The sequence below is a fragment of the Bradyrhizobium sp. AUGA SZCCT0283 genome (assembly GCF_018130385.1).
In the GTDB taxonomy this organism is placed as follows: Bacteria; Pseudomonadota; Alphaproteobacteria; order Rhizobiales; family Xanthobacteraceae; genus Bradyrhizobium.
On the sequence record NZ_JAFCLU010000004.1, the window covers coordinates 296,335 to 312,031 of the forward strand.

Consider the following 15,697-nt stretch of genomic DNA (forward strand, 5'->3'; position numbering starts at 1 on the left):
GGATCTTTCGAAAAGCCCGGTGGTTGATGATCGAGCGTCAGCACAGCGCCGGTGCTGAGTTCATCTCAGGCCGGCGCGTTGGTGCCGAGGCTTCCGGCGAATATCAGGCCGACGCGGCGAGCTTGAAGGGCGTTGCTTCGTCGTCGAACGCGGTTGAGATGTCGCGAATGCTAATGACGCCGATCAGGCTGTAATTGTCGATGACAGGCACGTGGCGGATGTGATGCTTGCTCATGAGGTGACGGACATGCTCGAGCGTATCCGTCGATGTGCAGGAGACGAGCTGCTGCACCGAAATGAATTGCGAAACGCGCATATTCACGGCGGCCGCGCCGTGTTCGGCAATGGCGCGCACCACGTCGCGTTCGGTGAACATGCCGACCGCCGTGTTGCCCTCGGTGCGGACGACGTCCTTGACGACAAGCGCGCTGATATTGCTGGAACGCATCAGTTGGGCTGCAATAGCGACGGTCTCGTTCATGCGAACCGTTGCGACACGGGCGGCTTTCTTGCGCAGGATATCTCCGACTTGCATGGCAACCTCCTTGGGGTGAATTATTGATCCAAGTCTGGTATACATAATGCCAATTGTCAACACGCTCGACGGTGGAAATCTTTCCTGATGGCGAAGATAAATAGGCAGTAACACTGACGTTCTTGAGCCGCGGCATTCCAGCCGGAGGAGGGAGGGGCGCTCCCGGAGTGGTCCAAAAATCGCTCAGGTATACCAGAAGCGGCCCAGGCAAAAGAAAACGCGCCCACCCCGGAGGATGAGCGCGCTTGTTTCGAACAACCGATCCGGTTCGGATCAGGTCGCAATCTGCGATTTGGCGACCACCACCTTACGCCATGGCTTGAGCACGAACAGCGCCAGCAGCGAGGCCAGAATATTGGCACCGGCCGCGACGATGAACACCATGTCCCAGGTGCCCGAAGACTGCTGCATGTAGTTCGCCACCGGCACCAGCAGCGCCGCGGTACCCTTTGCCGTGTAGAGCAGGCCGGCGTTGGTGGTCGCGAACTTCGAACCGAAGGTATCGGTGCAGGTCGACGGGAAGAGGGAGTAGATCTCACCCCAGGCGAAGAACACGAAACCCGACAGCAGCACGAACCACACCGGATCGTGGCCCAGCATGTAGAGTCCCCAGATGCCGACGCCTTCCATGCCGAACGCGATGAACATGGTGTTCTCGCGCCCGATCATGTCCGAGACCCAGCCAAAGAAGGGTCGCGTCAGGCCGTTGAGAACGCGGTCGATCGTTGCCGCGAACGTCACCGCGGTCAGTGTCATGCCGACCAGCGTGACCGGTATAGCGTCGACCTTCCAATCGACGCCGATCGGTTTCAGGTTGGCCGTGACCATCAATCCGCCGGCACCGACGATCACGAACATGAAGTACATCAGCCAGAAGATCGGCTGACGGATCACTTCGGTCGGCTGATAGTTGCGCCGGCTCTGGATCACGTTGAGGTTCTGCGTCACGGCAGGCACTTGTCCCGCTTTCGGTGCAAACAGGAAGAAGGCGAGGATCACGATCAGGATGCCTTGGCCCAGGCCGAAATAGAGGAAGGTGGCCTGGAAGCCGGAGTCCTTGATCATCGCCTGGATCGGCGCAACCGTCAGCGCCGAGCCGGCGCCGAATCCGGCGGCGGTGATACCGGCGGCGAGGCCGCGCTTGTCGGGAAACCATTTCAGCGCGTTGCCGACGCAGGTGCCGTACACGCCACCGGCGCCGATGCCCGCGACGATCATGCCGAGATAGTAGCCGTTGAGCGAGGTCGCCTGGGCGTTGATCGCCCATCCGATGGCGCAGAGGATGCCGCCAATGAGGACGACAAGGCGCGGGCCGTATTTATCGACGAACCATCCCTCGACCGGCACCAGCCAGGTCTCGAACAGCACGAAGAGCGTAAATGCCCACTGGATCGACGCGCGATCCCATCCGAATTTCTTCTGGATGTCGGGGACGAAGAAAGTCCAGCCGTATTGATAATTGGCGATCATCACCATCGCCGCGACGCCGATGGCCAATTGGGTCCAGCGATAGGCATCGCTGACTCGGGCCGCCGCGACGGGGGCCGCTCCGTGCACTGTGTCCGTCATCTTCCCTCCATAGGCTGTTCTATCGATACCCGACAGCTCAAGGGAGGAGTTTGGTATATGTTATGCCAGTAGACAAGCGAAATTTTGACCAGCCCACCGCAATTCGTTACCGCGCGCAAAAATGCTGCAGGCGCGAAAGAGGGCCGCGCTGTGATAGCACGGCTCTCTGATCAGGCCAGAAACATGTTTGATTTTATGGCGATAACGTTCCGCTTGCGTTTACGCGACCGCGCCGCGCAAGCGGGTATAGCCCTGCTGGATCACCGACCAGAACAGCGCAATTAATCCCAGGATCATGATCGTGCTGACCAGCGTGTTGGAGAAGAATATGCCGAGCGAGCCCTGGGATCCCAGCAATGACTGCCGGAATGCCTCTTCCGCCTTGTCGCCGAGCACAATGGCCAGCACCAGCGGGGCGAGGGGATAATTGCACTTCTTCAAGAGGTAACCGATCACGCCGAACACCAGCATCAGCATCACGTCGAACGTAGAGCTGTGAACCGAATAGGCGCCGATCGCGCACAGCACCAGGATGAGCGGCGCGATGATGCTGAAGGGGACGCGCAGGATGGCCGCGAAAACCGGCACGCAGGTCAACACGACGAGCAGGCCGACGATATTGCCGAGATACATCGAGGCAATCAGACCCCAGACGAATTCCTTCTGTTCGACGAACAGCATCGGTCCGGGCTGCAGGCCCCAGATCAGGAGGCCGCCGAGCAACACGGCGGCCGTCGGCGAACCGGGCACGCCGAGCGAAAGCATCGGCAGCAACGCCGCGGTGCCGGCCGCGTGCGCCGCGGTCTCCGGCGCGACCACGCCTTCGATTTCGCCCTTGCCGAAATTAGCGCCGTGCTTCGACACCCGCTTGGCAATGCCGTAGCTCATGAAGGAGGCCGGCGTTGCGCCGGCCGGCGTGATGCCCATCCAGCAACCGATCACGCAGGAGCGCATCGACGTCACCCAGTAGGCCGGCAACTCCTTCCAGGTCTGCAGCACCACCCGCAAATTGATCTTGGCGTTGCCGCCGCGGAAGCTGAGCCCTTCCTCCATCGTCAGCAGGATCTCGCCGATACCGAACAGGCCGATGACGGCGATGAGGAAGTCGAACCCGTTCAGCAATTCCGTAAAGCCGAACGTCAGCCGCAGCTGTCCGGTGATGGAGTCGAGGCCGACGGCGGCAAGCGCAAATCCGATCATCATGGCCGCAATGGTCTTGAAGGGTGGCTCCTTGCTCAATCCGACAAAACTGCAGAACGCCAGAAAATAAACCGCGAATTTCTCTGCGGGCCCGAATTGCAATGCAAAGCTTGCGACCAGCGGCGCGACCAGCGTGATCATGATCACGGCGAACAGGGCGCCGACGAACGACGAGGTGAACGCCGCCGTCAATGCCTCGCCGGCCTTGCCCTGCTGCGCCATCGGGTAGCCGTCGAACGTCGTCGCGACCGACCATGGCTCGCCTGGGATGTTGAACAGGATCGAGGTGATCGCTCCGCCGAACAAGGCGCCCCAGTAGATACAGGACAGCATGATGATGGCCGACGTCGGCGGCATGCTGAACGTCAGCGGCAACAGGATGGCGACGCCGTTGGCGCCGCCCAGTCCCGGCAGCACGCCGATCACGACGCCGAGCACGATGCCGACAATCATCACCATGATGTTGAACGGCTGCAGCGCGACCGCAAAGCCGTGAAACAGATTGACGAGTTCTTCCATCCCGGTGATCCCCAGCGTGTGACGAAGTTACAGACCGAGCCACTCTTCGACCGGCCCCTTGGGAAGGGGGACCAGAAACCAGCGCTCGAAAATGAAATAGGTGACGATGGGCATGCCGAGCGCGACGGCCAGCACGGTAACCCAACGGTACTTGCCGAGCCATCGCATGAACCATCCGATGAAGATGATCGAGGCGACATACAGCCCGGTGAACGGCATGGCGCCGACATAGATCGCGGTCGGAACGACAACGCTCATGACCTGACGAAGCTGTCCCCATTCGGCGAACAGCTCGTCATTGTCTTCGCGCAGTCCGTTCCACAGGTTTATCGCGCTGGAAACCACGATGAAGATTCCGATGTAGAATGGAAAGAAGCCGGCGCGCGGACCTTCCGCGCCCCAGTTGATGCCGGCCTTCACGCTGCCGATGATCACGATCACGCCGAAGAGGGCGATCAGCAACGTGATCCCTGCCTCCACCAGCTTGTGGGTGGGGCCGGGTTTACTCGAGCTGCCTGTTGTCATCAAAACTCCATGCGAGGCCGGGCCTGCGGTGCCTTAAGGCCCGGCGTCTACGTTGCGATCCCGGCTGCGGCCGATGCGTCGATCAGTTGCCCGGGGGGGCAAGGAAACCGGCGTCCTTCATCAGGACCTCGTGACGCTTTTCCTCGACCTCGACCCATTTGGCATAGTCCGCCCCGGTCATGAAGGTCGTGTTGAAAGCGCCGCTCTTCATGAAGTCCTGCCATTCCGGTGTGGCGCGGACCTTCTTGAACAGCTCGATGTAATATTCGACCTGATCCTTGGTGGCCTTGGGCGACATGAAGATGCCGCGCAGCATCAGGTATTCCATGTCGAGACCCTGCGACTTGCAGGTCGGAATGTCCTTCCAGCTCTTGCCGTCCGCGATCTGCTCATCATAGGCCATCGGCTGCGCGTCGAACACGCAGAGCGGACGCAGCTTGCCGCCGCGCCATTGCGCCACGGCTTCGATCGGATTGTTGACGGTCGAATCGACGTGGTTGCCGACCAGCTGAACGGCGACTTCACCGCCGCCCTTGTAGGGAATGTAGGTGAACTTGCTGCCGGTGGCCTTTTCGACCGCGACTGTGATGATCTGATCTTCCTGCTTCGAGCCGGTGCCGCCCATCTTGATCGAGCCGGCGGGAGCGGCCTTCACCGCGTCGACGTAATCCTTCACCGTTTTGTACGGCTTGTCGGCGTTCACCCAGAGCACGAATTCGTCGAGCGCCAGCATGGCGACCGGCGTGAGATCCTTCCAGTTGAACGGAATCCCGGTTGCGAGCGGGGTGGTGAAGAGGTTGGAGAGCGTGATGATGATCTTGTGTGGATTGCCGCTCGATCCCTTGAGGTCGAGGAAACCTTCGCCGCCGGCGCCGCCTGACTTGTTGATGACGACCATCGGCTGCTTCATCAGATTGTGCTTGGTGACGATGCCCTGGATCGTGCGCGCCATCTGATCGGCGCCGCCGCCGGTGCCGGCGGGAATGATGAACTCTACGGGGCGCACCGGTTCCCATGCGGCGGATGCAGGAACAGAAATCCCGACCGCGCAGAAGGCAGCAATTGCGCCCAACGCTGTTTGTGCTGTGTGCTTCATTTGATTCACTCTCCCTCGATTTATGGTTGCGCCGGTCTTTGCCGGCTTCCCAATGTTGTATTTACTGCCGCGGCGGCTGTCTTCTCCGATCGATCGCTGGAATTGTAAGAGGGGCTCGTCGGCGCGGCATCCGCTCCTTTCGGCCAATTGTGAATTTGCAGTACGCAGCCAAGGGAAGTCATGGGACGCGCCCATGTTCCATCGCCGACCGGACTGCCTGTCCCCGTGACGCAACGCCGTTCCCCCAACACGCCCTTATTTGGTGCGAGCGCGATGGATGTATTTTTGTATGCGATATGCCAGGACGCAACCATTATTACGGCCGATTGCGGTCCGGGCTGATTTGTCGCAGCTGATAGTGAAGATCCGCGGCCGGTGGAAAACGAAAAATGGCCCCGGAAAACCGGGGCCATTTGCTTCAAACCGTCGGAGGCTTGTCGTTCGTCTGATCGCGCCCGTGCGCGGAAACTCTATATTTTCAGGCTCAGAGACCGAAATAGGGGAGGTCGCCGTTGCGGACGGCAATGCGGCTGCTGGCGGTCAGCAGGCGGTCGATGGAAGCCATCAGACGGCCGAACAGGGTGCTGGAGGGCAGGAGGCCGATGGATGCAGTCTTGGACATGTTTGTCCCCTTTTCCTGGTGCGGAACCATTCCGCTTCGTGATCTGGGAACAATTTATGTATACCAGATGCCAGCTACAACAGACTTGTTTGCATAGCAGCAATTGACTGGTTGCATTGCAGCAAAATTAACGAAAATGGCATTCCAGACGGCAAAAGGCCGCCGGAAACCGGCGGCCTTTGTATTCCAGAGGACAAGGCGGGGCTTACTCGGCCGCCTGCTTTCGCGGCGGCTCGAGGGCGCCGGAATCGTGGATTTCGGCCACCTGGTGGTCGGAGTAGCCCAGCACCTCGCGCAGGATCTCGTCGGTGTGCTCGCCGAGCAGCGGCGAACGCGTCACCTCGCTCGGTGAGTCCGACAGCTTGATCGGATTGCCGACCGAAATGTACTTGCCGCGGGTCGGATGATCGACCTCGACCACGGTGCCGGTCGCGCGCAGCGACTGGTCCTCGATGATCTCCTTCATTGAAAGGATCGGGCCGCAGGGGATGTCGTCCTTGTTGAGGATCTCCATCGCCTCGAACTTGGTCTTGGTCATCGTCCACTGCTCGATGCGGGCGAAGATTTCGTTCAGCCGCGACAGCCGGGCCGGCGGCTTGGCGTAGTCCGGATGGGTCTTCCAGCCGGGTTCGCCGATCACGTCGCAGATCTTCTCCCAGACCGGCGCCTGGGTGATGAAATAGAGGTAGGCGTTGGGATCGGTCTCCCAGCCCTTGCACTTGACGATACGGCCGGGCTGGCCGCCGCCGGAATCATTGCCGGCGCGCGGCACGGCATCGCCGAACGGAATGCCTTCGCCGTACTGGCTGTATTCCTTCAGGGGTCCGTGGGCGAGGCGCTGCTGGTCGCGCAGTTTGACGCGCGCGAGGTTGAGCACGCCATCCTGCATCGCCGCCGTCACCTTCTGGCCCTGGCCGGTCATGGTGCGCTGGTAGAGCGCGGTGACGATGCCGAGCGCCAGATGCAGGCCGGTGCCGCTGTCGCCGATCTGCGCACCGGTGACCAGCGGCAGCCCGTCGCGGAAGCCGGTGGTGGAGGCCGCGCCGCCGGTGCACTGGGCGACGTTCTCATACACCTTGCAGTCTTCGAAGGGGCCGGGGCCAAAGCCCTTGATCGAGGCCACGATCATCTTCGGGTTGAGGCTGTGGATCTTCTCCCAGGGGAAGCCCATGCGGTCGAGCACGCCGGGGCCGAAGTTTTCCACCAGCACGTCGCAGCTCTTGATCAGCGCGGTGAGGACTTCCTTGCCCTTGGGGTTCTTGGTGTCGAGCGTGATCGAACGCTTGTTGTGGTTCAGCATGGTGAAATACAGGCTGTCCACATTGGGAATGTCCTGCAGTTGGCCACGCGTGATGTCGCCGACGCCGGGGCGCTCGACCTTGATCACGTCGGCGCCGAACCATGCCAGCAATTGCGTGCAGGTCGGTCCCGACTGGACGTGGGTGAAATCAAGAATACGAACGCCCTTGAGCGCCTTTGTCATCGTCTTTGCTCCGTACTGTGTCTGTCTGCCCTGCGTGTGCAGGATGAAATGGGTTGAAGTCGGTTATTTCTTTTTCAGGACGCTTTGCGGGTTGAGGTTGCCGATGCGGCCGCTCTCGGAGCCGGCCGCCGGATCGATCACCGCGTTGATGAGCGTCGGCTTGCCGGAATCCATCGCCGCGTTGACGGCGCGCTTCAATTCGTCGGGCGAGGTGGCATTGATGCCGACGCCGCCGAAGGCTTCCATCATCTTGTCGTAGCGCGAGCCCTTGACGAACACCGTCGTCGCCGGATCGGAACCGCCCGCATTGACGTCGGTGCCGCGATAGATGCCGTCATTGTTGAAGATGACGATGCAGACCGGAAGCTGGTAGCGGCAGATGGTCTCGATCTCCATGCCGGAGAAACCGAAGGCCGAGTCGCCCTCGATCGCGAGCACCGGCTTGCCGGTTTCGACGGCGGCCGCGATCGAGTAGCCCATGCCGATGCCCATCACGCCCCAGGTGCCGACGTCGAGGCGCTTGCGCGGCTTGTACATGTCGATGACGCCGCGGGCGAGGTCGAGCGTATTGGCGCCTTCGTTGACGAGAATGGCGTCGGGCCGCTCCTTGATGATGGTGCGCAGCGCGCCGAGCGCGCCGTGATAATCCATCGGCGAAGCGTTGCTCATCAGCTTCGGCGCCATCTTGGCGACGTTGTCGTCACGCTTCTTGTTGACGGTGTTGACCCAGTCGGCCGGCGCAGCCGACCAGCTGCCGCCCATGCCCTCGAGCAGGGCGGAGACGCAGGAGCCGATATCGCCGACCACGGGGGCCACGATCTCGACGTTGGAATCCATTTCCTTCGGCTCGATGTCGACCTGGATGAACTTCTTCGGGGCATCGCCCCAGGTCTTGCCCTTGCCGTGCGAAAGCAGCCAGTTGAGGCGGGCGCCGATCAGCATGACGACGTCGGCGTCCTTCAGCACGGTCGAGCGCGCAGCACCCGCTGATTGCGCATGGGTGTCCGGCAAGAGGCCCTTGGCCATGCTCATCTGCAGGAATGGCGCGCCGGTCTTTTCGACGAAGGCGCGGATCTCGTCGTCGGCCTGCGCATAGGCTGCGCCCTTGCCGAGAATGATGAGGGGGCGTTTCGCCCCCTTGAGCACGTCAAGCGCGCGCTTCACCGCTGACGGGGCAGGGATCTGGGCGGGCGCTGCGTCGATCACCTTGACCAGCGACTTCGCGCCGGCAGCCGCGTCCATCACCTGACCGAAAAGTTTTGCGGGCAGGTCGAGATAGACACCGCCCGGGCGGCCCGAGACGGCGGCACGGATCGCGCGCGCCAGGCCAATGCCGATGTCGGCGGCGTGCAGCACGCGGAAGGCCGCCTTGCAAAGCGGCTTGGCGATCGCAAGCTGGTCCATTTCTTCATAGTCGCCCTGCTGCAGGTCGACGATCTCGCGTTCGGAGGAGCCCGAAATCAGGATCATCGGGAAGCAGTTAGTGGTGGCGTGGGCGAGCGCGGTGAGGCCGTTGAGGAAACCGGGCGCCGAGACGGTGAGGCAGACGCCCGGTTTCTTGGTCAGGTAACCGGCAATGGAAGCGGCGTAGCCGGCATTCTGCTCGTGGCGGAACGAGAGCACGCGAATGCCCTCGGCCTGCATCATGCGTCCAAGATCCGTGATCGGGATGCCCGGCACACCATAGATGGTGTTGATGCCGTTGAGCTTGAGCGCATCGATAACGAGATGAAAGCCATCCGTCAGCTCCTGCTCGGTGCCCGGTGCTTCGGATTTGGTCGCGGTATTCAGCATGGGCTTCATCTCCCTGATCGTTTGGTTCGGACGAGCTTTCGTCGTCTTCTGGTGCGAAGTTGCGTTACGTAAATAGTTCCTGGCCGTGCGCTTCGACGTAGGCGGCAAGACCCAGCGTGTGGTCGCGCGCGCGCTTCTCGGCGAGTTCGGTATCGCGTGCTTCCAGCGCCTCGATGATCGCCAGATGCTCGGGCAGCGAGGTCGCGGTGCGATCCTTCCGCCCGATGGTCAGTTGCCGGTAGCCGCGCACATGCAAGAGGATGTCGTTGGTCATATCGACCAGCACCGGCGATTCCGACAGCGAGATCAGCGCCTGGTGGAAGGCGATATTGGCCTTGGAATATTCCTCGATATGATCCTGCGGCAGGCGATCCTTGCCAAAGTCCTTGAAGAAATCGCGCAGCGCCGTGATGTCCTTCTTGCGCGCGGTGGTCGTGATCAGGCGTGCGGCCATGCTCTCGAGCGCGGCCCAGGCCCGGATCATGTCGACGATCTCGGTCTTGGTGCGGCGGACCACGACGATGCCGCGACGCGGAACCGTTTTGACGAAGCCATCTTGTTCGAGCATCGCGATGGCTTCGCGAATAGGGGTGCGGCTGACGCCGAGGCGTTCGGACAGTGCGCGCTCGTCGAGCATGACCTGCTCGGGCGTCGCGTAGATGTCCATCTTGAGAATGGCTTCCTTCAAGGCCTCGTAGGCCTTGTTCTTGAAGCTCGTCTCGGGCGCAATCCGGACGATTGCAATATCAGCCTCAGCCATGACAGGCGGCGCCTTGGTTTGTTTTCGTTCGGGCACGACTCGTCTCCTCCCTGGTTTGGAGACGTCTTCTTAGCAGAAGAAATGCTCGAATATTTTTGGCATACCAAATACCAGGATGTCAAGATGCCCGTGTTTTCGCTGTTTCTGCGCGATAGTTTGTCTTGACAATCTGATCTCTGGCATACCAAATGCCATAAAACTAGCCCCAGGAGGAAGCCTATGTCAAATTCTGCAGATGCGGCCCGCAAGATCGCCGAGCCCAGTGCCCACCAGGCTGTCCGCCGGGTGCTCGATACGGTGAAAGCCGAGAAGCGCACCAGCCTCACCGCGCCGGAAGGCAAGCTGGTGTGCGACGCCTACGGCATCCCGGTTCCGAAGGAAGGCGTGGCGAAGTCCGCCGCCGAGGCCGCCAAGCTCGCAACGGGCATGGGTTTCCCGGTGGTGATGAAAATCGTCTCGCCGGACATTCTTCACAAGACCGAAGCCGGCGGCGTCGTGGTCGGCGTCAAGACCGCGACTGACGCGGAAAAGACCTACGAGACCATCCTCGCCAACGCCAAGAAGTATAAGGCCGACGCCAAGATCGAGGGCATCCAGGTCCAGCAGATGCTGGCTGGAGGCACCGAGGTCATCGTCGGCTCCATCACCGACGGCTCGTTCGGCAAGCTGGTGGCTTTCGGCCTCGGCGGCGTGCTGGTTGAAGTGCTGAAGGACATTACCTTCCGCCTCGCGCCCGCCACCAAGGACGATGCCCTGTCGATGCTCGACGGCATCCAGGCCCATGACATGCTGAAGGGCGTGCGCGGCGGCGATCCGGTCTCTCGCGAGGCGCTGGCAGACGTCATCGTCAAGGTGTCGCAGCTCGTCAGCGATTTCCCCGAAATCGTCGAACTCGATCTCAATCCCGTATTCGCCACCAAGAAGGACGCGATCGCCGCCGACGTGCGCATCGTCGTCGACTTCGACTACAAGCCGCGCCCGGCGCCGCGCCCGACCGAAGAAATCGTCACGGCGATGAACCGCATCATGCAGCCGAAGGCCGTTGCCGTGATCGGTGCCTCCGCCGAGGACGGCAAGATCGGCAACTCCGTGATGAAGAACCTGATCAATGGCGGCTACAAGGGCGAGATCTATCCGATCCACCCCAAGGCAGCCGAGATCCTGGGCTACAAGGCCTACAAGAGCGTCAAGGACGTCCCCGGCGTGATCGACACGGCGGTGTTCGCGATCCCCGCGAAGTTCGTCGCGGGCGCGCTGGTCGAATGCGGCGAAAAGAAAATTCCAGGCGCCGTTCTGATTCCCTCGGGCTTTGCCGAAGCCGGCGCGCCCGAATTGCAGGCCGAAATCGTCGAGATCGGCAAGAAGTACAACGTCCGCCTGATGGGGCCGAACATCTATGGCTTCTATTATACGCCGGCCAATCTCTGCGCCACGTTCTGCACGGCCTATGACGTCAAGGGCCACGCGGCGCTGTCGTCGCAGTCCGGCGGCATCGGCATGGCGATCATCGGCTTCTCGCGCTCGGCCAAGATGGGCGTCTCCGCGATCGTCGGCCTCGGCAACAAGTCCGATATCGACGAGGACGATCTGCTCGCCTTCTTCGAACAGGATCCGAACACCAACCTGATCGCCCAGCACTGCGAAGACTTAAAAGACGGCCGCGCCTTCGCGGAAGCCGCCAAGCGTGTCTCCAAGAAGAAGCCGGTCATCGTGCTCAAGGCCGGCCGTACCTCGGCCGGTGCCAAGGCGGCCTCGTCGCATACCGGCGCACTCGCCGGCAACGACAAGATCTACGAGGACGTATTCGCCCAGTCAGGCGTGATCCGCGCCCGGTCTTTAAGGCAATTGCTCGAATTCGCGCGCGGCGTGCCGGTACTGCCGACGCCGAAGGGCGAGAACGTGCTGATCATCACCGGCGCGGGCGGTTCGGGCGTGCTGCTGTCGGATTCGGTTGTGGATAACGGCCTGTCGCTGATGACGATGCCGCCGGATCTCGACGCCGCGTTCCGCAAATTCATCCCGCCGTTCGGCGCGGCCGGAAATCCTGTGGATATCACCGGCGGCGAGCCGCCGATCACCTATGTCAACACCGTCAAGCTCGGCCTGTCGGATGAGCGGATTCATTCGCTGATCCTCGGCTACTGGCACACGATCGTCACGCCGCCGATGGTGTTCGCCCGCAACATGGTCGAGGTGAAGAAGGAGATGGAAGCCAAGGGCTTCGTCAAGCCGATCGTCGCCTCGCTCGCCGGCGACGTCGAGGTCGAGGAGGCCGCCGAATATCTCTACCAGAACGGCATCCCGGCCTATGCCTATTCGACCGAACTGCCGGTCGAGGTGCTCGGCGCCAAGTACAAGTGGGCGCGCGGCGCGGGCCTGCTCTGAGCATATCCACAACAAGTGCCGCTTCGGAAAACCATCCGAAGCGGCACTTTTGTCTGACGAATTATAAGAAACGGAACTGGCCGATCTCGCTAGCAGTCTGACTCACGGATGGATGCAGGTCGCGATGAAGAGAGACGTGATCCGGCGCAAGGCCATCGAGCCGAAATCCAGTACGGACCATGAGACCGACGCGCGCGATAGCGGCGTCCAGTCGGTCGATCGCGCGCTCTCGATCATCGAAACGCTGGCCGAGGACGACGAAGGCTATCGCCTGAGCGATCTCGCCATCCGCACGGGCCTTTCGACCTCGACGGTCCATCGCCTGCTAGGGACGCTGGAAAACCGTCGCTTCGTGCAGTTCGATCGCACTCAGTCGAAATGGCATGTCGGCGCGCGCTGTTTCACGGTTGGCGCGACCTTCGCCCGCCGCCGCAATTTCTCGGCGCAGGCGGTGCCTTATTTGCGCAAGCTGCGCGACCTGACGCGCGAAACCGCCAATCTCGCCGTCGTCGATGACGAATTCATCATTGTGCTGACCCGCATGGAAAGCCGCGAGATCATGCGTTCGCTAACCAAGGTCGGCGGCCGTGTCGCGATGGTGGCGTCCGGCGTCGGCAAGGCGGTGCTGGCGACCTATTCGGATGCTGACGTCAGCGCCATCATCCGCCATCACGGCATGCCGCGGTTGACGGAAAAGTCGATCGTGCGGCCGGGCGACCTGTTCAAGGAACTCGAAAAAATCCGCCGCCAGGGTTTTGCCATCGACGACGAGGAGGCCTGCATGGGCCTGCGCTGCATCGCCGCCGTCGTCTACAACGACTGCGCCGAGCCCTTGGCGGCGATTTCCGTCTCGGGCATGACCAGCCGCCTTACCGACGACCGCCTGCCGATGCTCGGGCAGACGGTGCGGGAAGTCGCAGCGGAATTGACGGTGGCGCTTGGCGGCGCGTTGCCGGCGGCGAAACCGGCTTGAACCGGGTTTGCGCTCCGTCATTGCCCGCCAGGGGCAATTAGGTCTGGCGGCGAGAGCCCCGACATCGGTATATCCATCCATCGCTGTCCAAGGCGCGGCTTCGAGGGGGCGATGTCCTCCGATTCGACGATTGGGGAAAGTCATGGCTTCTGAAACCCGCTCGCCTCGTCTCGCCGTTCTGATCGATGCCGACAATGCGTCCGCAAAGATTGCGGATGGTCTGTTCGAGGAGATCGCCAAGATCGGCGAGGCCAGCGTTCGCCGCATCTATGGCGACTTCTCCAATGCAAGGTCCAAGGCCTGGGCCGATATCCTGTCGAAGCACGCCATCATACCCCAGCAGCAGTTCGCCTATACGACCGGAAAGAATGCGTCCGACATCACCCTGGTCATCGACGCCATGGACCTGCTTCACGGTGGCCGGTTCGACGGCTTCTGCCTGGTCTCGTCCGACAGCGATTTTACGCGACTGGCCGCCCGCATCCGCGAGCACGGCGTCGATGTATATGGGTTCGGCGAGCAGAAGACACCGGAAAGTTTTCGGCAGGCCTGCCGGAGGTTCTTCTATACCGAGAACCTGCTTGGCGGAACGGCGAACAATCAGGACGTCGCCGCGAGGTCGCAACTGCTGCAACCGCCCGATGCGGCGACCCCGATTATCAAGAAGGTCATCGCCCAGATGGAAAGCGAAGACGGGTGGGTCGCTCTCGGCGAAGTCGGAAAAGGGCTCACCAACCTGGCTCCCGATTTCGATTCGAGGACCTACGGCTCCCGCAAGCTGAGCGACCTCGTGCGAAAGACAAACGCTTTCGATATCGAGCAACCGAAAGGCGGAACCATGCGAATTCGGATCAAGCCGCCGGCCGGATCGCCGCCGAAGGCGCGAGGCGCCCGAAAACCTGCGCCCGTGCCGGCGGCAAAATCCGTCTGAGCCCCGACCGCAACGAGCGCCACCACAAGGCATCCATGATTAAAGGCATGGCACAGGCCCGCTTTTGGCGCAGAGCGGCCGGTTGGCGGGGCCTCTCGATCCGCTAGACTGCCCTGCAACGGATGAGCGAACGCGGTTGCGTCCTCTGCCGCCAAGAAACGCAGGGGAAACCATGGGCCGGAAGATCGCGATCGTCGGAGCGGGCGCCGTCGGCGGCTATGCCGGCGCCCATATGGCGCAGGCGGGCGAGGACGTCACGTTCATCGATCCCTGGCCCGAGCATGTCGAGCATATGCGCAAGCACGGGCTGCGCGTCACCCACGCCATGGATGTTGCGGAGTTCTCGGTGCCCGTGCGCGCGCTCCATGTCACGGATGCGCAGCAGCTCTCCAAGGAGCAGCCGGTCGACATCGCCTTCGTCTGCATGAAGTCCTACGACACGGCCTGGGCCACCATGCTGATCCGGCAATATCTGGCGCCGGACGGCTATGTCGTGTCGCTGCAGAACTGCATGAACGAGGAGACGATTGCCGGCATTGTCGGCTGGGGCAAGACGCTGGGCTGCATTGCCAGCAGCATCACGGTGAACCTGCCGGAGCCCGGCCACATCCATCGCGGCGCCGGCAAGGGCGGGGCGGCGCATACCGTGTTTCGCGCCGGCGAAGTGCACGGCCGCATCACGCCGCGGGCGGAGGAAGTCTGCCGCCTGGTCGGCTATTCCGACAGCGCCAAGGTGACGGACAATCTCTGGGGCGAGCGCTGGTCGAAACTGGTCGCCAACGTCATGGGCAACGGGCTCTCCGCCTGCACTGGGCTGCCGGGTGCGGAAATTTTGCAAAGCGAGCCGCTGCGCCGTTTCTCCACGCGGCTCGGCAGCGAAGCGATCCGCGTTGGCCAGGCGCAGGGCTATCAGCTGGAAGAGATCCTGCACCTTGCGCCCGACACGATCGCGCGCGCCGGTGAAGGAGACGAGGCGGCGATGCGCGTCTGCGACGAGCAGCGGTTCAAGGACGGCAAGCGTACCTCTTCCCAGCAGCGCCCCTCGATGGGCCAGGACATGCAGAAGGGCCGGCGCACCGAGATCGAATTCCTCAATGGCTTGGTGGTGCGCGAGGGCGAAAAGATCGGGATTCCCTGCGCCGCAAATGCCGCGCTGACCGATATCGTCAAACGCGTGGAGTGCGGTGAGTTGAGTCCGGATCCGCGGCACATCACGGAACTGCGGCTGAACTGAGCGGCTTTGCGAGTAGTTCAGCGTCATTGCGAGCGCAGCGACACCCGGCACGATGCAGAGACGATACCTGC

The 15,697-nt window shown here is 62.0% G+C and carries 13 protein-coding genes; 4 read left to right on the plus strand and 9 right to left on the minus strand.

Annotated features, from left to right (window positions below; all coding sequences use genetic code 11):
• Positions 1 to 103: 103 nt before the first annotated feature.
• The 9 genes from JQ624_RS08710 to JQ624_RS08750 form a co-directional block, all read right to left on the minus strand.
• Positions 104 to 535, minus strand: a complete 432-nt coding sequence (locus tag JQ624_RS08710) for a CBS domain-containing protein (RefSeq protein WP_212418446.1) — start codon at positions 533 to 535, stop codon at positions 104 to 106.
• A gap of 273 nt (positions 536 to 808) precedes the next feature.
• Positions 809 to 2,104 carry an oxalate/formate MFS antiporter gene (gene oxlT / locus JQ624_RS08715; RefSeq protein ID WP_212418447.1) on the minus strand — a complete coding sequence of 432 codons (1,296 nt, stop codon included), beginning with the start codon at positions 2,102 to 2,104 and terminating at the stop codon, positions 809 to 811.
• 219 nt (positions 2,105 to 2,323) lie between these two features.
• Positions 2,324 to 3,823, minus strand: a complete 1,500-nt coding sequence (locus JQ624_RS08720) for a tripartite tricarboxylate transporter permease (RefSeq protein WP_212418448.1) — start codon at positions 3,821 to 3,823, stop codon at positions 2,324 to 2,326.
• Between the two features lie 27 nt (positions 3,824 to 3,850).
• Positions 3,851 to 4,348, minus strand: coding sequence for a tripartite tricarboxylate transporter TctB family protein (locus JQ624_RS08725; RefSeq protein WP_212418449.1), 498 nt, complete (start codon positions 4,346 to 4,348; stop codon positions 3,851 to 3,853).
• 82 nt (positions 4,349 to 4,430) lie between these two features.
• Complete coding sequence (locus tag JQ624_RS08730) at positions 4,431 to 5,444, minus strand: tripartite tricarboxylate transporter substrate binding protein (protein ID WP_212418450.1); 1,014 nt, start codon at positions 5,442 to 5,444, stop codon at positions 4,431 to 4,433.
• Positions 5,445 to 5,928: 484 nt separating this feature from the next.
• Positions 5,929 to 6,066, minus strand: a complete 138-nt coding sequence (locus JQ624_RS08735) for a hypothetical protein (protein ID WP_197423117.1) — start codon at positions 6,064 to 6,066, stop codon at positions 5,929 to 5,931.
• A 205-nt stretch (positions 6,067 to 6,271) separates the two neighbouring features.
• Entirely contained in the window at positions 6,272 to 7,549 is a 1,278-nt protein-coding gene (frc, locus tag JQ624_RS08740) for a formyl-CoA transferase (RefSeq protein WP_212418451.1), read from the minus strand.
• Between the two features lie 63 nt (positions 7,550 to 7,612).
• A complete protein-coding gene (oxc, locus tag JQ624_RS08745) occupies positions 7,613 to 9,343 on the minus strand; it encodes an oxalyl-CoA decarboxylase (protein ID WP_212418452.1) in 1,731 nt (576 codons plus the stop codon).
• Between the two features lie 64 nt (positions 9,344 to 9,407).
• Positions 9,408 to 10,103, minus strand: a complete 696-nt coding sequence (locus JQ624_RS08750; RefSeq protein ID WP_249129596.1) for a GntR family transcriptional regulator — start codon at positions 10,101 to 10,103, stop codon at positions 9,408 to 9,410.
• A 219-nt stretch (positions 10,104 to 10,322) separates the two neighbouring features.
• On the opposite strand from JQ624_RS08750, the gene JQ624_RS08755 reads away from it, so the two are divergent.
• From JQ624_RS08755 to JQ624_RS08770, 4 genes are all read left to right on the plus strand, one after another.
• Positions 10,323 to 12,488 carry an acetate--CoA ligase family protein gene (locus JQ624_RS08755; protein ID WP_212418454.1) on the plus strand — a complete coding sequence of 722 codons (2,166 nt, stop codon included), beginning with the start codon at positions 10,323 to 10,325 and terminating at the stop codon, positions 12,486 to 12,488.
• Between the two features lie 124 nt (positions 12,489 to 12,612).
• Complete coding sequence (locus JQ624_RS08760) at positions 12,613 to 13,461, plus strand: IclR family transcriptional regulator (RefSeq protein ID WP_212418455.1); 849 nt, start codon at positions 12,613 to 12,615, stop codon at positions 13,459 to 13,461.
• A gap of 142 nt (positions 13,462 to 13,603) precedes the next feature.
• Positions 13,604 to 14,392: an NYN domain-containing protein gene (locus JQ624_RS08765; protein WP_212418456.1), complete on the plus strand. Its 789-nt coding sequence runs from the start codon at positions 13,604 to 13,606 to the stop codon at positions 14,390 to 14,392.
• Between the two features lie 172 nt (positions 14,393 to 14,564).
• Entirely contained in the window at positions 14,565 to 15,626 is a 1,062-nt protein-coding gene (locus tag JQ624_RS08770; protein ID WP_212418457.1) for a ketopantoate reductase family protein, read from the plus strand.
• Positions 15,627 to 15,697 lie beyond the last annotated feature (71 nt).

What these genes read in the sequence shown, in the direction of transcription:
- JQ624_RS08730 (WP_212418450.1), bottom strand. Translation starts at nt 5,444, where the DNA reads ATGAAGCACACAGCACAAACAGCGTTGGGCGCAATTGCTGCCTTCTGC.
- JQ624_RS08755 (WP_212418454.1), top strand. Translation starts at nt 10,323, where the DNA reads ATGTCAAATTCTGCAGATGCGGCCCGCAAGATCGCCGAGCCCAGTGCC.
- JQ624_RS08710 (WP_212418446.1), bottom strand. Translation starts at nt 535, where the DNA reads ATGCAAGTCGGAGATATCCTGCGCAAGAAAGCCGCCCGTGTCGCAACG.
- frc (WP_212418451.1), bottom strand. Translation starts at nt 7,549, where the DNA reads ATGACAAAGGCGCTCAAGGGCGTTCGTATTCTTGATTTCACCCACGTC.
- JQ624_RS08765 (WP_212418456.1), top strand. Translation starts at nt 13,604, where the DNA reads ATGGCTTCTGAAACCCGCTCGCCTCGTCTCGCCGTTCTGATCGATGCC.
- JQ624_RS08750 (WP_249129596.1), bottom strand. Translation starts at nt 10,103, where the DNA reads ATGGCTGAGGCTGATATTGCAATCGTCCGGATTGCGCCCGAGACGAGC.
- JQ624_RS08770 (WP_212418457.1), top strand. Translation starts at nt 14,565, where the DNA reads ATGGGCCGGAAGATCGCGATCGTCGGAGCGGGCGCCGTCGGCGGCTAT.
- oxc (WP_212418452.1), bottom strand. Translation starts at nt 9,343, where the DNA reads ATGCTGAATACCGCGACCAAATCCGAAGCACCGGGCACCGAGCAGGAG.
- JQ624_RS08720 (WP_212418448.1), bottom strand. Translation starts at nt 3,823, where the DNA reads ATGGAAGAACTCGTCAATCTGTTTCACGGCTTTGCGGTCGCGCTGCAG.
- JQ624_RS08760 (WP_212418455.1), top strand. Translation starts at nt 12,613, where the DNA reads ATGAAGAGAGACGTGATCCGGCGCAAGGCCATCGAGCCGAAATCCAGT.
- JQ624_RS08725 (WP_212418449.1), bottom strand. Translation starts at nt 4,348, where the DNA reads ATGACAACAGGCAGCTCGAGTAAACCCGGCCCCACCCACAAGCTGGTG.
- JQ624_RS08735 (WP_197423117.1), bottom strand. Translation starts at nt 6,066, where the DNA reads ATGTCCAAGACTGCATCCATCGGCCTCCTGCCCTCCAGCACCCTGTTC.
- oxlT (WP_212418447.1), bottom strand. Translation starts at nt 2,104, where the DNA reads ATGACGGACACAGTGCACGGAGCGGCCCCCGTCGCGGCGGCCCGAGTC.